Origin of the sequence: Paenibacillus sp. GCM10027628 (assembly GCF_042676385.1) — a bacterium.
Taxonomy (GTDB): domain Bacteria; phylum Bacillota; class Bacilli; order Paenibacillales; family NBRC-103111; genus Paenibacillus_E.
On sequence record NZ_JBHTHA010000011.1, the window covers coordinates 176,651 to 190,999 of the forward strand.

A 14,349-nucleotide genomic window follows, 5' to 3' on the forward strand; every position below is an offset into this window, starting at 1 on the left:
TTTTGGAGATATAGTTCTAATTGACTATATTGTAGCATGACCACGCCCTAAATCATAGGTCTAAAGATGCTTAAATTTTCATAAAGAAAATCTAAATTCTGAACGGCCTTGGATATAGCTTGCCGCGTCTTTATTACAATGCTTCGATGATGCCTAGAACCAACTTGAGGAATTTCGGTTTCACTTTTTCCGTCGTCTCCATCACTTCGTCATGGGAAAGCGGCTGATCCAGAATACCGGAGGCCATATTCGAAATGCAGGAAAAACCGAGCACCTCGATACCCGCATGACGAGCCACGATCACTTCCGGCACGGTGGACATCCCAACAGCGTCTCCGCCAAGCGTACGGAACATGCGAATTTCTGCCGGTGTCTCATAGTTTGGACCCAGCAGACCGACATAAACGCCTTCTTGCAGCATAAAGCTTTGGGATGCGGCCACATCATGCGCCAGCTTGCGCAGACGTTTGCTGTAAGCTTCCGACATATCCGGGAAGCGCGCGCCCAGCGCGTTATCATTAGGTCCGATCAGCGGATTGCGAAAAGTGAGGTTGAGATGGTCGCTGATCACCATCAAATCGCCTACTTGATAGGACGTGTTAATGCCGCCGGCTGCGTTCGTCACGATCAGTGTCTTAACTCCTAGCTCTTTCATCACGCGGACAGGGAACGAGACGGTTTCCGCGCCATAGCCTTCATAGGCATGGAAACGGCCTTTCATCACCAGCACTTGCTTACCTTGAATGGTTCCTACAACCAATTCCCCAGCATGACCTTCAACGGTGGATACCGGGAAATGTGGAATCCGGGCATAATCCACGACAATAGGCTGCTCAATTAAATCGGCAAGCACGCCAAGTCCCGAGCCAAGAATAAGCCCGATTTGCGGCTGGATGCCGGTTTCTTTTCGTATATAAGCTGCTGCTTCTTGAATCTTTTGAATGAGGGTCGTTTCGGACATAGGGGGTCCTCCTTAACTTTTTCTTACATTTATTTTAAAAGGTTCAAGAAACTCTCGCCGTTCCCTGTCGCGGTTACCCCAAAGTTCTCGGCAATCGTAGCTCCCAGATCGGCGAATGTCGCTCGAATGCCAATCGAAGCTGGGGACTGCAAGCTTGGGCTGTACAGCAGTACAGGCACATATTCACGGGTATGATCGGTGCCGGCGTGGATCGGGTCATTCCCATGATCCGCTGTGAGAATAAGCAAATCTTTCGGGCCAAGACCTGCCTTGAGCTGTGGTACATACAAGTCGAATTCCTCCAGCGCTCTGCCGTATCCCTCAGGATCGCGGCGATGGCCGTACAAAGAATCAAAATCCACGAGGTTCGTAAAGGCTAAGCCCTTAAACGAAGTCCCAAGTGTCTCGATTGTTTTCTGAATGCCATCCAGATTGCTTTTGGTCGAAGTTGCTTTCGTGACCCCTTCACCATCGAAAATATCATTAATTTTGCCGATCGCAATGACGTCAAGACCTGCATCCTTAAGATGGTTCATCACTGTAGGTTCAGGAGGTTTCACGGCATAGTCGTGACGATTCGGCGTACGTTTGAAGTCGCCCGGCTTGCCCAGGTAAGGTCTGGCGATGACACGCCCAACTGCAAATTCTTCGGACAGCGTTAGCTTTCTGGCTATTTCACAAGCGCGGTATAATTCGTCGAGCGGAATTATTTCCTCATGGGCGGCTAACTGAAATACGCTGTCAGCCGACGTATAGACGATCCAAGCGCCCGTCTTCATTTGTTCCTCGCCCAGCTCATCCAAAATTTCAGTTCCCGAAGCCGGCTTGTTGCCGATGACCTTGCGCCCGGTTTCTTCTTCGAATTGACGGATCAGTTTCTCAGGAAAACCATCCGGATAGACGTTGAAAGGAATGGATACGCGGAGCCCCATTAATTCCCAATGGCCCGTCATCGTATCTTTACCAACGGAAACCTCCGCCATTTTACCAAAATAGCCTTCAGGGTTATTAACGGCTGGAATACCTTTTAATTCGGCAATATTACCTAAACCTAACTGCTGCATATTCGGCAGCGAGAAATCTTTGACCTTCTCAGCAATGTGTCCCAGTGTATGTGAGCCATTGTCACCAAACCGCTCGGCATCAGGCAACTCGCCAATGCCTACACTATCAAGTACGATTAAACAAATCCGTTCGAAGCGCACCTGCTTCCCTCCAAATCGATAGCTAGTTTTAACCACCTTGTATTATCTCATTTCCATTAAAAGAATGCAAAACAGCGACATCCTCTCACGGAGAATGCCGCTGTAATATGTTACATATTGGCGCGAGGATGCGCTCTATTGTATACTTCCTTCATTTTGAGCTTTGTCACCTGCACATACATTTGCGTGGTGGAAATGTCAGCATGTCCAAGCATCTCTTGAACCGATCTGAGGTCAGCCCCATTTTCAATCAAATGTGCGGCAAAAGAATGTCGAAGCGTGTGCGGAGTAATATCTTTTTGGATGTTCACATCCAGCGCATAACGTTTCAAAATTTTCCAAAACCCCTGCCTTGTCATGCGTGTGCCTAGATGGCCTATGAATAGTGCCTCTTCGTCAGCAACCTTTTTCAGCAATTTAGGTCGGTGCTTAGATAAATAAGACTCCAGACAGCGGACCGATATGGAGCCTATCGGAATGATACGCTCTTTATCCGCTTTGCCAATACAACGAATGAAGCCCATATCCAGATTGACATCTGTAATATTTAATGAAGTCAGTTCCGATACTCGAATTCCTGTAGCGTATAGCAGCTCCAGCATTGCTTTATCTCTTGCACCGCCTGCCGATTCCAGCTTAGGTGCTTCCAGCAGAGTTCCCACTTCTGAGATTGACAGCACCGTGGGAGGCTTTTTCTCCAGTTTAGGCGTCTCTACCATAACCGAAGGATCCGATTCAAGCATACGTTCACGAATCAAATATTGATAGAGTGTACGGATGGATACCATCGTGCGGGATAATGTAGCGGTGGCTCGTCCGAGCTGTTTCAACCTGGACAAATAGCCGGCGATATGCGTTCTTCCGGAATCTCTCCAGGCGGCTACACCTTGTCCTTCCAAATATGTGACAAATTGCTGTAAGTCCCTCTCGTAGGACTCAAGCGTATTTTTCGAAAGTCCACGTTCCACGGACAAAAATCGGATGAAGGATTGCAGGTCCTTTTTCATCATGCCGATATGCTCCTTCACTAAATGCCTTGTATTCATAACTAAGCATTCAACGATTCCGTAGAGAACTCCTCTTTTTTCGGTTATTCGCCGTACCAATAAAATAAGCGCAAGCGATCGCTCATCGAAGAACCCGATTCCTTGAACGGTGTATGCTGATGCTGCTGAAACACTTTAACTGACTTGCCTGAAGGTGTTTTATATTTATTCATTGGCTGGATCCAACCTGTAAGCACAACCATAACTTGATACAGAATGACCGTAAGCGCCATAAAGAGCATGATAAAACGCAACCGTGTCAACCATTTTCGATAAGAAATAATCATAGCCAGTCCCCTTTTCAAGGTATCATTACGGACAGGATATGATTGGTTACAAGCATTTATGTCAGTGAAGACAACGCCACATACGGCAGGCTAAGAGCCTCAGCAACTGCAGGGTGTGTGATCTGTCCTTTATATGTATTGACGCCAAGCTGAAGAGGTATGTTCTCTGCAATCGCTCGCGCAAACCCTTTACCTGCCAGCTCAAGAGCATACGGCATTGTTACATTGGTAAGTGCTAACGTAGATGTCCGAGGCACCGCTCCTGGCATATTAGCGACCGCATAGTGGAGAACGCCATACTTCTCATAGGTTGGATCGCTGTGCGTCGTCACACGATCTATCGTTTCGATTGATCCTCCCTGATCGACTGCCACATCAACAATGACTGCACCCGGCTTCATGCCCTGTACCATCGTCTCCGTGACTAACCGTGGGGCTCTCGCACCCGGTATGAGCACGGCTCCTATCAGTAAATCCGCCTTCTGTACGGCATTGGCGATATTATGAGGATTGGACATTAACGTCCGCAGCCGACCGCCGAAAATATCGTCCAGCGCTCTCATCCTATCCGCGCTGCGCTCGATGATAACGACGTTAGCGCCAAGACCCAACGCCATTTTGGCTGCGTTCGTACCCACGATGCCGCCCCCAAGAATGATAACATCGGCCGGCGGTACCCCTGGCACGCCACCAAGTAGAATCCCCCGCCCCCCGTAGAACTTTTCCAAAAAGTGAGCGCCGATTTGAACGGACATCCGCCCCGCTACTTCACTCATGGGGGTTAAGAGAGGCAGACTGCCATTTGCCAGTTGAATGGTTTCATAGGCGATGCCGGTTACACCTTTATTTACCAAATGTTCGGCTAAATCTTTGGCCGCTGCCAAGTGCAAATAAGTAAACAGCATTAACCCTTCGCGGAAGTAGCCATATTCGGAGGGCAACGGTTCCTTGACTTTCATGATCATTTCGCTGCTTGCCCATACCTCTGCGGCATTTGCAATCAAAGTGGCCCCTTCTTTGGCATAATCATCATCCGCGAAGCCGCTGCCGACACCCGCTCCGGCTTCTACAAGCACTTGATGCCCTGCCATCCGCAGCATTCCTGCACCGCCGGGCGTGAGAGCTACGCGGTTCTCGTTGTTTTTGATTTCTTTCGGTACGCCAACTACATATGGGTTAAGGGGCATTATCACAACCTCCTGCTTTCCTTTATAAGCCTAATATTCCATGCTTCAAATCAGATTATGTGTTCGGCAAGGAGCGTTCGTGGTTACATCATAGAGATGTCAAACAAAAATGCCTATACTCGCAGTCCGCGAATACAGGCATCTTCATAATAATAAAAACAGCTTCTACTGAGAAGCTGTTGTTTTTGATTTGTCCAATGAGTCCGGCTTCCCTCGATCGTTACAGCGATGGCAAATGCCTTGAAAATCAAGCCGATGATCCAGCACTTGAAAATGAAAATCTTGATCTAACCGTTCTTCGAGCGGTCCTAGCCAATCTTCCATAATTTCATCTACGGCACCGCATTGCACGCAGATTAAGTGATGGTGGTGATGGCGCGTGCTATCGTCACGCAGATCATAACGGGCCACACCGTCTCCAAAATTCATTTTCTCCAAAACATGCAGTTCGCTAAGCAGCTCTAAAGTTCGGTATACCGTTGCCAGTCCGATCTCAGGAGCCTTATCTTTCACGAGCATAAACACATCTTCGGCGCTTAAATGATCTTCTTCATTCTCCAGCAATACTCGTACCGTCGCTTCCCGTTGAGGGGTTAGCTTGTACCCTTGGGATTGCAGCTGCTGCTTAATCTTCTCGATCCTTGCTTCCATACTCCTCCCCCTCAAACCGGCGGGCAGCAAAGCCCAAATGTAGCCACTTTCTTCATTATAGGGGGAGGATGCTGACAAAGTCAAACATAACCTGCGTGACGGATCAACTGTAAAGTCCTGCTAGCATAGGCGTGACCCACTTCATCATCAACTGCGAAATGTAGCCCTCCCACAAGGCAGCTCCTAATAAAAAGACGCCCATCAGCAGCGTGATCGAAGTATATCGCATAAATGGTTGGTAGATCGTCCCCTTGCGGCTGATGAATCGATTTTTGATCATATATATGGAGAAAGCCATGGCTGCCACACTGCAAAAAAGGATGGCGGGAATGACAATCAGGTTCTGCGGAGCGACGGAAACAAGGGCAAACAGCATGCCTTTCCATGACATTTGTCCAACCAGGTAACCTACCGTAAAACCGATCAGCACACCCTTCAGGAAATCCAATACAAGAATGAGCGGCAAACCGATAATCGAAAGCCCGAACAACCAAATGAGCAAAATCCACTTCATATGCATGCCAAAAGATTGTACGAAGGATTGCTGGCTATCGAACTCCGCCCCATCGTTAAGCTCATGAAAAAAACTGCCCAGATGGCGGGACATCTCCTGTTTCTGCTCCAGTGAGAGTGCATTGACCATCACGGCGCCAAATACGACGCCAATGACAAAAAGCACAGAGACGAATATAAAGAGCGGCAAATTATCCTTCATATATTGCTTCATCGATAAGTTTCTGTTCATCCCGCTGCTCCTTCCCTTTGTACAACTCTTACAAAGACAAGCTTATGAGCAGCACCCGGAAACTATGAATGATTTTTCACTTTGCCGTACTTTCCGCCTCCTCCAACCTCCAGCTCTAACCGCCCTTCACGGGCTTGTACGATATAAGCTGCAATTTCTTCGCCAATTTCAGCCCTAAGTTCTTCTCGCGATGCACGGTGAAGCACATTCATCTCCGTCCCAAACCGAAGCAAAAGTTGATCGAGCTTCTTCGGCCCCAAGCCGGGAATGAATTCCAGAGGCACTTGAAAGTGATAGGGTGGTCGATAAGACGGCAATAATGGTTCATCCCGATCCGCTAAAACCAAAATTCGATCCATGACACCGCGAACAATTTTCTTGCTGCCGCAATACAAACAGCGCTCCACCGTCGTGGCGCTTTCATCCAATATAGATTCGCAGTCGCCGCAGTAAGTCCGGTGATATTTGCCAAGCCGCGGATTCAGCCCATAGTTGGCCAGGACAGCCCGGTCATCTTGACGGCGAAGAGCTTTCACAAGCTCCTCAAAAGTAGGAGCAGCTAGCTGCATCAGATTGTATTCCCGTCCGATCTTGCCAAGCGAATGCGCGTCAGAGTTCGTCACAAACGTATATCGGTCAAGTTCCGAAATTAAGCCGGCCATGTCGGAATCGGCACTCAACCCTAATTCAACCGCTGCTATCCCATCCAGATCAAGCAAGTGCTCCATCCTCGTAGACGAGCTGCCATACACGCTTTTGTGAGGAGTGAAAATATGCGCAGGGAGGAGAATGCCGCCCCTGCCGATCACTTCTTCTTGAAGCACACGAGCCGGCACATAGATGCGCTGCGAACTAAGCTCTACATTTTTCATGTGATGCTTCATCCAGCGCGTGAAGTCTTGCATCGTCGGGAGATCAGGCATATAAGCCAGCAAATGAGCGGCTCCCATACCCGGGTCCCGCACCTCAATTTCGCTGCCCAGCATGATCGTGGTCTCCCGGTAACGGATCCCCCCGCCTTCTTGCTCCACCATTTCGCCTTGATCCAGATACATCATGATCTCTTCCTGAACGGTCGGCGAATGGCAATCAATAATCCCAATAACCTCCATGCCCTTTCGTTCCGATGCTTCGCGCGCAATGTTATAAAAGGTGAGGTCATTCGCCGCGCTGATCTTGACCGCATTGCCTTTTTCCGTTCGACCAATATGGATATGCAGGTCTACGTAATATGCATCCATCTTAAATTTGTCCGGTTAATCGGTACAACTGCCAAGCATAGACAGCCATGATCGTCTTGGCGTCGCTGATTCGACCATCACGGATATACTGCTGCGCTTCCTCCAGCGTGATCGCTTCGCATTCCAGAAACTCATCCTCGTCAGGACGTGCTTCCCCCTTAATCAACTGCTCAGCCATATATAAATGAATGATTTCATCTGCAAATCCAGGTGAAGTATAGAAAGAACTCACATGCTTTACATGTTCGGAACGATAACCCGTTTCTTCTTCCAATTCGCGCAACGCCGCATGAAGCGGATCCTCGCCGGCATCCAGCTTACCCGCAGGAATTTCCACCTGACTTTTCTCAAGTGGTTTCCGATACTGTTCTACGACGATTAATTTATCACCCAGAAGCGGAATCACGGCCACGGCTCCGGGATGCTTTACGATTTCTCGCGTCGCGGTCTCCCCATTAGGAAGCTGCACATGATCCACCTGCAGGGATATGATTTTTCCTTTGAAAATAGGTTCTGTACGCAGCGTAATTTCCTCAAATTTTTTATGTGTCGTCATGATAATTCGTCATCCTCCTCAAATTCATGTGGGGTCCCGCAAAGTAACAGGAATATGATGTTGGGTTGGATTTGGCATAACTTGTCCAACCGTTGCATATCGATCATTATATCAAAAATTTAATAATAATGAGGTGTTCGATATGAAAAGCTATGTAACCGATCATCAATTCAGACTGGTAGGAAAAGCGTGGGAAATCAAGCGTCATTTGCAGGTTTTATTACAGCAAGCGGGTAAAGATGTTAGACTCATCGATTATGTTCGCGCCATGCCCACTCCGCTGCTGCACAAACCGCTTGAAAAAAAGCTGGGTCCTCAAATAATCCCCTTCCCATCGAGGTAATCGGTCTCGGATAGGACCGCAGCGCTGATTCTACTTCTAGCATCGTAATCCCTGCAATGGGAATGAATTGGTGTAACGGACTTAGTGAAACTGTGTCCCACTGCTTCTGAATGAAAGTATATTCCGAATCTTCCAGAATGGGAATCGGTATGGACGCTGGAACCCTTGATGCGAGCTGCAGAGCCGTCCACGTATGATGACTTATGCCCCGATGACGTTCGCGCGGATCCTTGAAGCTCATGCGCGGAATGACAATCGGTTTGCCGCCAAGAGCATGAACTGCATTTACAAGTTCCCCAATCTCAAGTCCGGAATGGCCGTATTGGGTCCCAGTACCCACTATACCTGGTCCCATCGTGACGATGACAACATCCGCTTTAGCCGCATGTTTAGCCGCCAGCAGCGCGCTAAACTTGTTTACCGCCTCAAGTTCACCTCCGAATGCTTGCCCATAGGTAATCGTTGTTTGGAGCCACCCAAGCTGCTTCAATATAGCTACATGCTCACTCCACGCCATGGGTAGCGCGCCTCCGTCGGTCATAATGTAAGCTACACGCGGAGTCCTTTCCAAGAACCTGCTTTTTTCATGCAGCCAGCACATAACAATTGGCAGCATACTATGCAATTCCCCAAGCAAAACCGGCATTTCTTCTAGTTGATGATCCCCTCGAAAAATAGCATGAAACGGACTATCCGGCTCTTCAACAGCAAGCACTCTCTGTTGAAAAGGCGTATATTTTAGTTTCATGATATGCCCTGATGCATGTGGCTGAGGCCTTGCATAGTACGGTTCTTTTGGGTCAATTAGTGCAGCAATGAAATGGTAGCCTCCCGAGCCCAATTCCAGTTGGATGGCCGTAACGTTCAAGAGCACCTCGTCGCCGGGCACTAACACCCGCATCGTATCCGTATAATGAACCGCTTGATGCATATCACCCGTACGTACCTTAACGCTTACGATCTGAATCCCATCTCGAATTGAAATACTTTCGTTTACCGTTCCACGATCCCAACTGATCATGTGCACGACTCCCGCCTTCAGAAATTAATGGAATTCTATGAAGGGCTGGCCGTTTTCATGCAAACAAATGAGAAAACCGATCAGATGCCACCTTAAAAAGCGGCTCTGATCGGTTTATATTCGCTAATGCGTGAGAATTAGCCTTTTGCGGTTTCTTTGATAATGGCTACGAGCACTTCAGCGGTTTTGACCAAATCACTGATTGCAATATGCTCGTTCGTTGTGTGAATTTCATGGTAACCAACAGCCATATTTATAGTAGGAATCCCCATGCCGTTAAAGATGTTCGCATCGCTGCCGCCGCCGGAATGGAACGTACGGGCATTCAAGCCAAGCGTCGCGAGAGCTCGGGAAGCAAGCTGCACAACCGGTGCAGAGTCATCGTGCATAAATGATTGGTAGACGATATCCGCATTAAATTCGCATGTCGTCCCAGCATCAGCTGCTGCTGATTCACACGCTTCTTTCATTGAAGCAATCTGCGCTTCCAGCTTGTGCTGCACAATACTGCGAGCTTCCGCTTCCATCTTCACTTTATCACAGACAACGTTCAGCGGACCTACGCCGGAAAAACTGCCGATATTTGCCGTTGTTTCGCTATCAATACGGCCAAGCGACATACGGGCTACGGCTTTGCTAGCCACTTGGATGGCGCTGATACCGTCTTCCGGGTTAACACCCGCATGCGCGGATTTGCCATGGAAAATGATTTCGATTTCCGCACGGCCGGGCGCTGCTGTCGCGATATCACCGATAGGGCCGTTGGAATCGAGCGCGAAGCCATAACTGGCTTCCATCCATTTGCGATCCATAGCGCGAGCGCCTTTCAGACCGCTTTCTTCGCCGGCCGTGATGACGAATTGAATGCGTCCGTGCGGGATGTTTTGCTCTTTTAACACCTGGATCCCTTCGATCATGGCCGCAATACCGGCTTTGTCATCGCTTCCCAGAATTGTTGTTCCGTCACTGCGGATGTAGCCGTCTTCGCCGATTTGCGGCTTGATGCCTTTCCCGGGCGCAACCGTGTCCATGTGGGAAGTGAAGAAAATCGTCGGAATCGCCGGATTCGTATCCGTTGCTTCAAGCGTACAGATCAGGTTACCTGCTCCGTGCCCGCTTTTCGCCATAGAATCATCCTCAACAACGTGCAAACCGAGTTTACTGAATTTTTCTTTTAATACAATGCTAATTTGTTGTTCGAATTTCGTCTCGCTATCCACTTGAACGAGGGAGATAAATTCTTGGACCAAACGGTTTTGCTGGATCATTTACTTTCCTCCGATACACACAATGAGTTACAATATAGATGAGACAAGCTGCTTATCCCCCAAATGCGATGAAATCCATCGAATCTTGGAGGGTGCCCCCGTATCATCTTAAAAAGGAGTGAATCCCCGTGTTACAAAATAAGCGCTGGTTTAAAGTCGTCATATACATCATGCTCATTACTATGGTACTGTCTAGCCTATTGTTTACAGCAGGCTTATTTTTCAATTCATAAGGTTAGTATATTTTCGTATCCGAGTTATAGCTTTCCAGGTTCTCTTTGACCCGTTGGAGGAACCTTCCGCAAATGACACCGTCCAAAATCCGGTGATCCAGCGACAAACACAGGTTAACCATGGAACGCACCGCGATCATATCTTGAATAACGACAGGCTTCTTCACAATCGATTCGAAGGTCACAATAGCTGCTTGCGGGTAGTTAATGATCGGGTACGAAAGAATCGAACCGAAGGAGCCTGTATTATTAACCGTAAAAGTGCCTCCAACCATGTCATTCAACGATAGTTTCCCCGCCCGCGTTTTCTTCGTTAGTTCATCGATTTCTCTTGCGAGACCGGCGATATTTTTTTGATCCGCTTTTTTGATAACCGGTGTCATTACCGAATCTTCCGTTCCCACCGACAAGGAGATATTAATATCGCGTTTCACGATAATTTTATCTACAGCCCACACGGAGTTAATGATCGGATAATCTTTAATCGCATTGACGACAGCTTTCAGCATGAAAGCCAAGTACGTTAAATTGATGCCCTCACGGCGCATAAATTCGTCTTTCACCTTGTTTCGAAGCACCACGAGGTTCGTTACATCCACTTCAATCATCGTCCATGCGTGCGGGATTTCCGTCACACTTTGGCGCATACGGGTCGCGATGGCGTTACGGATCGGCGTCACGTCAATGAAGTGCTCATTGCGGGTATCCAAGGAATGCCCCTCTGCTTCAATGAGCGGGGTCGGCGGGTTGGCCGACAAGTGAATGCCTGAGCTTCGTACCGGCAGCTTCGACGGTTGAACGGTATCTTCCGCTTCAGGTTGAACAGCTGCACGTGGCGCCGGTTGAGCTGCGGCCGGCTGTTGCGATTGCGTAGGCGCAGCAGCTTTCACGGCGTTAGCACCGCCGGATGCGATAAACTGCTCGACATCTTTACGTGTGATGCGTCCTCCCAGACCTGTTCCTGCAACCCTTGATAAATCAACTTGATGATCCATAGCTAAACGATGAACCGCAGGTGAATAACGGCCTCTCATCGTTTGGTCGGCGTCTTCTGCAAGAGCCGCTCCTTGGTGTGTGCCAACGCCTTGAGCGGAAAGGCCGGAAGTTACGACACCTTCCGATGATTCGCCAGGCACTTCGATCAAGCAGATCGCTTCGCCGACAGCAGCCGTCTCTCCGTCGCCTACTAAAATTTTGACGAGTTTGCCTTCGATCGGTGAAGGCATTTCCGTATTTACTTTTTCTGTGAACAGCTCACAAAGCACATCGTACTGCTCGATATAATCGCCGGGCTGCTTGAGCCACTTGCCGATCGTAGCCGAGACAAGGCTTTCCGCCAGATGAGGAACCGTTACCTCGGTGATCCGGCTGTTGTTTTCGTTCATATGTGTACCTCCTAAGCGTTTTGCGGCAGCAAAACTTTCTTCGTTATATCCAAAAGGCAGTAGTATGCCCAACCCCATTGATAACTGAAGTTCTTCGTAACTTAAACCTCTACCGAGATCCCTCCCGAAGGAGGAATCGCGTTTAGAGGCTTATTGTGGTTTCACGATATAAAATGATTAGAACATCGCAAGCTGGCGCATCGCTTCCTTCAGCTTATCCGTGCTAAGCAGGAAGAACTTCTCCATCGGCGGATTGTTGCCGACTGCCGGTACATCCGGACCGCAGAGCCTCGCGATAGGAGCATCCAGCTCGAAGAGCAGCTCTTCGGCGATGATCGCGGCTACTTCCGCGCCAACGCCGCCGGTTTTGTTGTCCTCATGCGCGATGAGCACCTTGCCCGTCTTGGAGGCGGCCTCCAAGATCGCTTCCTTATCGAGCGGCTGCAAGGAGCGCAGGTCGAGAACATGCGCGGAGATGCCTTCCTTGGCGAGCTCCTCTGCCGCGAGCAGGGCGTAATGAACGGCGATCCCGTAGGCGATTACCGTAATGTCCGTGCCCTGGCGCTTGACGTCGGCCTTGCCGATCGGCACGATGTAATCGTGCTCCGGCACGTCTGCGGAAAGCGCCAAATAGCATTTCTTGTGCTCGAAGTACAGCACAGGATCAGGGTCGCGAATGGCCGCCTTCAGCAGCCCCTTAGCATCGTAAGGATTAGAAGGCGCTACGATCTTGATGCCCGGCGTGCCGAAAAACACCGATTCCGGACACTGGGAATGGTACAGGGCGCTGGCGCCGGTCGCTCCGTAAGGTGCCCGGATGACGACCGGGCACGTCCAGTCGTTGTTGGAGCGATAGCGGATCTTCGCCGCTTCGCTGATGATTTGGTTCGTTGCCGGGAAGATGAAATCGGCAAACTGGATCTCGGCGATCGGCTTCATGCCGTACATCGCCGCACCGATCGCTACACCGACGATGGCGGACTCCGCCAGCGGGGTGTCGAGCACGCGATCTTCGCCGAACAGATCGCGCAAACCTTTGGTGGTGTTTAAGACACCACCCTTGCCCACGTCTTCGCCAAGTACGAAGACGTTATCGTCTTGATGCATTTCCTCCTGCATCGCAGAACGAATTGCTTCCAAATAAGTAATGACCGCCATCTGTTATACGCCATCTCCTTCCGCATAAACGTGGAGGAGCGTATCTTCCGGTTTCGGATAAGGCGCAAGATCCGCGTATTTCGTCGCTTCATTGATTTCCTGCTTTTGCCGATCCTGAAGTTCGCGATCTTGCTCTTCGCTCCAAAGCCCACATTCCATCAAATACTCTTTGAACTTGACAATGCCGTCCTTCTGACGGTTTTGTTCAACTTCCTCTTTGGTCCGATAAAGCATGTCATCATCCGAAGTCGAGTGCGGCATCAGACGGTAAGAAACCATCTCGATTAAAGTCGGGCCTTCTCCGCGAACCGCTCTTTCTCTCGCTTCTTTCATCACACGGTACATTTCCAGCGCGTCGCTGCCGTCCACTTGAATTCCCGGGAATCCGTAACCAAGCGCACGATCCGCGATTCTACCAGAAACTTGCTTATGTAGCGGAACCGAAATTGCATATTGATTGTTTTCGCACACAAAAATGACAGGAAGCTTGTGAACACCCGCAAAGTTGCAGCCCTCATGGAAATCCCCCTGGTTACTGGAGCCTTCTCCGAAGGAAACGAATGTAACAAAATCTTGTTTTTTCATTTTCGCGGCAAGCGCAATACCCACGGCGTGCGGCACTTGTGTCGTAACCGGGGAAGAGCCTGTGACCACATTGTTTTTCTTGTCGCCGAAATGACCCGGCATTTGTCTGCCGCCGCTGCTTACATCTTCCGCTTTGCAAAAGAGCGAAAGCATTAAGTCCTTCGCCGTCATGCCTATGGAAAGAACGAAAGCAAAATCGCGATAATAAGGCAGGAAATAATCTTTTTGCGGCTGCATGGCAAAAGCCATTCCAACTTGACCCGCATATTGACCCATGCCGGAAATATGAAAAGGCACCTTGCCCGCGCGCTGCAGCATAAGACCGCGCTCGTCGTATTTAGCAGTAAGGCTCATGATTGTGTACATGCGAATAGCTTCGTCGTCGGAAAGACCTAAGCTTCTGTGCTTATAAAGCTGGCCGATTGACATGGAGTTTGCCTCCTTAGATTCTAATAATTTATTACCTGGTCCTAAGAC

At 49.3% G+C, this 14,349-nt stretch carries 16 protein-coding genes; 2 read left to right on the forward strand and 14 right to left on the reverse strand.

The features are described 5' to 3' along the window. Positions 1-133: 133 nt before the first annotated feature. The 9 genes from ACFQZT_RS12450 to ACFQZT_RS12490 all read right to left on the reverse strand — a co-directional run bounded on the left by ACFQZT_RS12450 (position 134) and on the right by ACFQZT_RS12490 (position 7,879). The gene (locus tag ACFQZT_RS12450; protein ID WP_379300149.1) at positions 134-961 is read right to left on the reverse strand and encodes a purine-nucleoside phosphorylase; all 828 of its coding nucleotides are present in this window, start codon (positions 959-961) and stop codon (positions 134-136) included. A 29-nt stretch (positions 962-990) separates the two neighbouring features. Then, on the reverse strand, positions 991-2,166 hold the full coding sequence (gene deoB / locus ACFQZT_RS12455) for a phosphopentomutase (RefSeq protein WP_379300151.1): 1,176 nt from the start codon (positions 2,164-2,166) through the stop codon (positions 991-993). Positions 2,167-2,276: 110 nt separating this feature from the next. Beyond that, positions 2,277-3,173, reverse strand: coding sequence for a site-specific tyrosine recombinase XerD (gene xerD / locus ACFQZT_RS12460; RefSeq protein WP_379300459.1), 897 nt, complete (start codon positions 3,171-3,173; stop codon positions 2,277-2,279). An 83-nt stretch (positions 3,174-3,256) separates the two neighbouring features. Next, a complete protein-coding gene (locus ACFQZT_RS12465; RefSeq protein WP_379300153.1) occupies positions 3,257-3,499 on the reverse strand; it encodes a DUF4227 family protein in 243 nt (80 codons plus the stop codon). A 56-nt stretch (positions 3,500-3,555) separates the two neighbouring features. Then, positions 3,556-4,686, reverse strand: coding sequence for an alanine dehydrogenase (gene ald, locus ACFQZT_RS12470; protein ID WP_379300155.1), 1,131 nt, complete (start codon positions 4,684-4,686; stop codon positions 3,556-3,558). A 165-nt stretch (positions 4,687-4,851) separates the two neighbouring features. Continuing rightward, on the reverse strand, positions 4,852-5,337 hold the full coding sequence (fur, locus tag ACFQZT_RS12475) for a ferric iron uptake transcriptional regulator (protein ID WP_379300157.1): 486 nt from the start codon (positions 5,335-5,337) through the stop codon (positions 4,852-4,854). A gap of 103 nt (positions 5,338-5,440) precedes the next feature. Further along, on the reverse strand, positions 5,441-6,082 hold the full coding sequence (spoIIM, locus tag ACFQZT_RS12480; RefSeq protein ID WP_379300159.1) for a stage II sporulation protein M: 642 nt from the start codon (positions 6,080-6,082) through the stop codon (positions 5,441-5,443). Positions 6,083-6,144: 62 nt separating this feature from the next. Then, complete coding sequence (locus ACFQZT_RS12485; RefSeq protein ID WP_379300161.1) at positions 6,145-7,323, reverse strand: endonuclease Q family protein; 1,179 nt, start codon at positions 7,321-7,323, stop codon at positions 6,145-6,147. A 1-nt stretch (position 7,324) separates the two neighbouring features. Continuing rightward, positions 7,325-7,879, reverse strand: coding sequence for an NUDIX domain-containing protein (locus ACFQZT_RS12490; RefSeq protein WP_379300163.1), 555 nt, complete (start codon positions 7,877-7,879; stop codon positions 7,325-7,327). Between the two features lie 142 nt (positions 7,880-8,021). On the opposite strand from ACFQZT_RS12490, the gene mciZ reads away from it, so the two are divergent. Then, positions 8,022-8,222 (forward strand): Z-ring formation inhibitor MciZ, encoded by a 201-nt coding sequence (gene mciZ / locus ACFQZT_RS12495; protein WP_379300167.1) that lies wholly within the window; start codon positions 8,022-8,024, stop codon positions 8,220-8,222. Here the strand turns inward: mciZ and ACFQZT_RS12500 are convergent. Together ACFQZT_RS12500 and ACFQZT_RS12505 are read right to left on the reverse strand one after the other, a co-directional pair. Beyond that, positions 8,128-9,243: a DUF3866 family protein gene (locus ACFQZT_RS12500; protein WP_379300169.1), complete on the reverse strand. Its 1,116-nt coding sequence runs from the start codon at positions 9,241-9,243 to the stop codon at positions 8,128-8,130. The two genes, mciZ and ACFQZT_RS12500, sit on opposite strands and share 95 nt — an antisense overlap. 137 nt (positions 9,244-9,380) lie before the next feature. After that, positions 9,381-10,511: a M20/M25/M40 family metallo-hydrolase gene (locus ACFQZT_RS12505; RefSeq protein ID WP_379300171.1), complete on the reverse strand. Its 1,131-nt coding sequence runs from the start codon at positions 10,509-10,511 to the stop codon at positions 9,381-9,383. 128 nt (positions 10,512-10,639) lie between these two features. Between ACFQZT_RS12505 and prli42 the strand changes: the two genes are divergently transcribed. Beyond that, positions 10,640-10,744 (forward strand): stressosome-associated protein Prli42, encoded by a 105-nt coding sequence (gene prli42, locus ACFQZT_RS12510; RefSeq protein ID WP_379300173.1) that lies wholly within the window; start codon positions 10,640-10,642, stop codon positions 10,742-10,744. A gap of 2 nt (positions 10,745-10,746) precedes the next feature. Here the strand turns inward: prli42 and ACFQZT_RS12515 are convergent, their stop codons facing one another. The 3 genes from ACFQZT_RS12515 to ACFQZT_RS12525 form a co-directional block, all read right to left on the reverse strand. After that, positions 10,747-12,129, reverse strand: a complete 1,383-nt coding sequence (locus tag ACFQZT_RS12515) for a dihydrolipoamide acetyltransferase family protein (RefSeq protein ID WP_379300175.1) — start codon at positions 12,127-12,129, stop codon at positions 10,747-10,749. 177 nt (positions 12,130-12,306) lie between these two features. Further along, complete coding sequence (locus ACFQZT_RS12520) at positions 12,307-13,287, reverse strand: alpha-ketoacid dehydrogenase subunit beta (RefSeq protein WP_379300177.1); 981 nt, start codon at positions 13,285-13,287, stop codon at positions 12,307-12,309. A gap of 3 nt (positions 13,288-13,290) precedes the next feature. Continuing rightward, a complete protein-coding gene (locus ACFQZT_RS12525) occupies positions 13,291-14,301 on the reverse strand; it encodes a thiamine pyrophosphate-dependent dehydrogenase E1 component subunit alpha (RefSeq protein WP_379300179.1) in 1,011 nt (336 codons plus the stop codon). Positions 14,302-14,349 lie beyond the last annotated feature (48 nt).

Coding starts and splice junctions, on each gene's coding strand:
- ACFQZT_RS12450 (WP_379300149.1), bottom strand. CDS start 961: ATGTCCGAAACGACCCTCATTCAAAAGATTCAAGAAGCAGCAGCTTAT.
- xerD (WP_379300459.1), bottom strand. CDS start 3,173: ATGAAAAAGGACCTGCAATCCTTCATCCGATTTTTGTCCGTGGAACGT.
- ACFQZT_RS12465 (WP_379300153.1), bottom strand. CDS start 3,499: ATGATTATTTCTTATCGAAAATGGTTGACACGGTTGCGTTTTATCATG.
- ald (WP_379300155.1), bottom strand. CDS start 4,686: ATGCCCCTTAACCCATATGTAGTTGGCGTACCGAAAGAAATCAAAAAC.
- fur (WP_379300157.1), bottom strand. CDS start 5,337: ATGGAAGCAAGGATCGAGAAGATTAAGCAGCAGCTGCAATCCCAAGGG.
- spoIIM (WP_379300159.1), bottom strand. CDS start 6,082: ATGAACAGAAACTTATCGATGAAGCAATATATGAAGGATAATTTGCCG.
- ACFQZT_RS12485 (WP_379300161.1), bottom strand. CDS start 7,323: ATGGATGCATATTACGTAGACCTGCATATCCATATTGGTCGAACGGAA.
- ACFQZT_RS12490 (WP_379300163.1), bottom strand. CDS start 7,879: ATGACGACACATAAAAAATTTGAGGAAATTACGCTGCGTACAGAACCT.
- mciZ (WP_379300167.1), top strand. CDS start 8,022: ATGAAAAGCTATGTAACCGATCATCAATTCAGACTGGTAGGAAAAGCG.
- ACFQZT_RS12500 (WP_379300169.1), bottom strand. CDS start 9,243: ATGATCAGTTGGGATCGTGGAACGGTAAACGAAAGTATTTCAATTCGA.
- ACFQZT_RS12505 (WP_379300171.1), bottom strand. CDS start 10,511: ATGATCCAGCAAAACCGTTTGGTCCAAGAATTTATCTCCCTCGTTCAA.
- ACFQZT_RS12515 (WP_379300175.1), bottom strand. CDS start 12,129: ATGAACGAAAACAACAGCCGGATCACCGAGGTAACGGTTCCTCATCTG.
- ACFQZT_RS12520 (WP_379300177.1), bottom strand. CDS start 13,287: ATGGCGGTCATTACTTATTTGGAAGCAATTCGTTCTGCGATGCAGGAG.
- ACFQZT_RS12525 (WP_379300179.1), bottom strand. CDS start 14,301: ATGTCAATCGGCCAGCTTTATAAGCACAGAAGCTTAGGTCTTTCCGAC.